This window comes from Streptomyces viridosporus (assembly GCF_002078235.1).
Lineage (GTDB): Bacteria > Actinomycetota > Actinomycetes > Streptomycetales > Streptomycetaceae > Streptomyces > Streptomyces viridosporus.
In genome coordinates, this window is record NZ_MSGP01000390.1 from 1 (window position 1) to 1810 (window position 1810).

The 1810-nt window shown below is 72.5% G+C and carries 3 protein-coding genes; 2 read left to right on the forward strand and 1 reads right to left on the reverse strand.

Annotated elements, in window-relative coordinates; translation table 11 throughout:
* A partial coding sequence (locus B7L92_RS26365; protein ID WP_174704019.1) for a hypothetical protein occupies nt 1-775 on the reverse strand: 775 nt, incomplete at its 3' end.
* Between the two features lie 85 nt (nt 776-860).
* On the opposite strand from B7L92_RS26365, the gene B7L92_RS26370 reads away from it, so the two are divergent.
* Nucleotides 861-1238, forward strand: a complete 378-nt coding sequence (locus tag B7L92_RS26370) for a chorismate mutase (protein WP_081239884.1) — start codon at nt 861-863, stop codon at nt 1236-1238.
* A 114-nt stretch (nt 1239-1352) separates the two neighbouring features.
* On the forward strand, nt 1353-1810 hold a 458-nt coding region (locus B7L92_RS26375; protein WP_081239885.1), incomplete at its 3' end, for a response regulator.

Below are 1810 nucleotides of genomic sequence, written 5' to 3' on the forward strand. Positions count from 1 at the left end.
TGAAGCGGTACGGGACCTCCGGCCCGGCGTCCGCCGGGACGGCGGCGAGGTGGTGGTCCCGGGCGCGGCGGCGGTCCCGCGCGTAACGCCGACGGCCCGCCCAGCCGGCCGCCGTCAGCGGCGGCTGCCGCTCGTCACGGCGGGCCAGCGCCATGCCCTCGGCGTACGCCGTGTACGCCTGCGGGCTGGTGAACCACACCGACGGGTCCTCCCCGAACGCCAGGGACCGCTTCGCCAGCACGTACCCGAACTCCTCCGGCGTGAGGTACCCCAGCTTCTGCGACGACACCCCGTCCTGACGGAACGCGTCCAGCAGCAGCCACCCCGCCCCCAGGTACGTCGCCGTCGTGTCCGTCAGGATCTCGTTGTCCCGCGTACCGGGGAACGACAGCCCCAGACGGTGCAGGTACACATGCGCCACCTCGTGCGCCAGCGCCGCCCCGATGTCCCGCCGATGCGTACGGAACCGGTCGTTCAGCTCGACGAAGTACTCCGGGCCGGCCTCGAGTTCGACGTTCGCCGCGTGCTTCATCTCCCGGAACCCGACGATCAGCCGCGCGTCCGGCAGCCGGTAGTGCCGCACCAGCTCGCGGGCCACCCGCTGCGCCCCCAGATGGAGATCGTCCGTGTCGCAGAACGCCACGTCGGCCGGCGCCACACTGGTCGAGAACGTACGGACCGTGTCGTACGACAGACGCCTGTACACCGCGGTGATGGCCGCCCGCACCGTCTCCAGATGCGGATAGCCGTGCTCGACCGGTCCGTCGTTCGCCACGTCTCACCCCCGGACGCCCTGAACCCGATTCCACTCTACGGGCACGCCCCGGCCACCGCCCCCGCCACCCGTAGGCTGACCTCCCATGACCACCAGCAACACCGGCACCGCGGACGTCGACCCCGCCGTCCGCGAGGAGCTCACCCGGCTGCGCGACAGCATCGACAACATCGACGCGGCCGTCGTCCACATGCTCGCCGAGCGCTTCAAGTGCACCCAGCAGGTCGGCCGCCTCAAGGCCGAACACCGGCTGCCGCCCGCCGACCCGGACCGCGAGGCCCGCCAGATCGCCCGGCTGCGCGCCCTCGCCGAGAACGCCAAACTCGACCCGGCCTTCGCGGAGAAGTTCCTGAACTTCATCATCGCCGAGGTGATCCGCCACCACGAGGGCATCGCCGACGCGGCCGTGAACGGCCCCACACCCCCGGCGGACCGACCCACAACGGCCTCCCCCGGGGAGTGACACGAGGGCCCGGGCGGGGCATGCTGCGCTGTGCGCTCCTTGTCGGCCGACGGACACCACCCGCCGGCCCCCGGACAGCTCACCTCCGGTCCCTTGCGAGGAGGGACGTGCGCCATGCCACCCGATGCCCGCATCCTCATCGTCGACGACCACAAGGACACCCTGTACGCGCTGGAGAACGCCCTGGCCCCGCTGGGCCGCCCACTGGGCCGGGCCACCAGCGGCGACGAAGCCCTCAAACAACTGCTGCGCGGACCCGTCGGCCTGGTGCTCCTCGACGTCCACATGCCCGGCACCGGCGGCCTGGAGGTCGTGCGCTACATGCGCCGCCTGGAGCAGACCCAGCACATCCCCGTCGTCCTGCTCACCGGCTTCGCCCGCGACCGGCAGCTCGGCGGCGCCGCCTACGCCCTCGGCGTCGCCGACCTCGTCACCAAACCCGTCGACCCCTGGGCCCTGCGCACCAAGGTCCGCCACCTCTACGACACCCACCAGCACCACCTCGCCCTCGAACGCGAGATCCGCACCCTGCGCGCCCGCCTCGAGGAGCACACCGCGGGCCCCGGACGCCC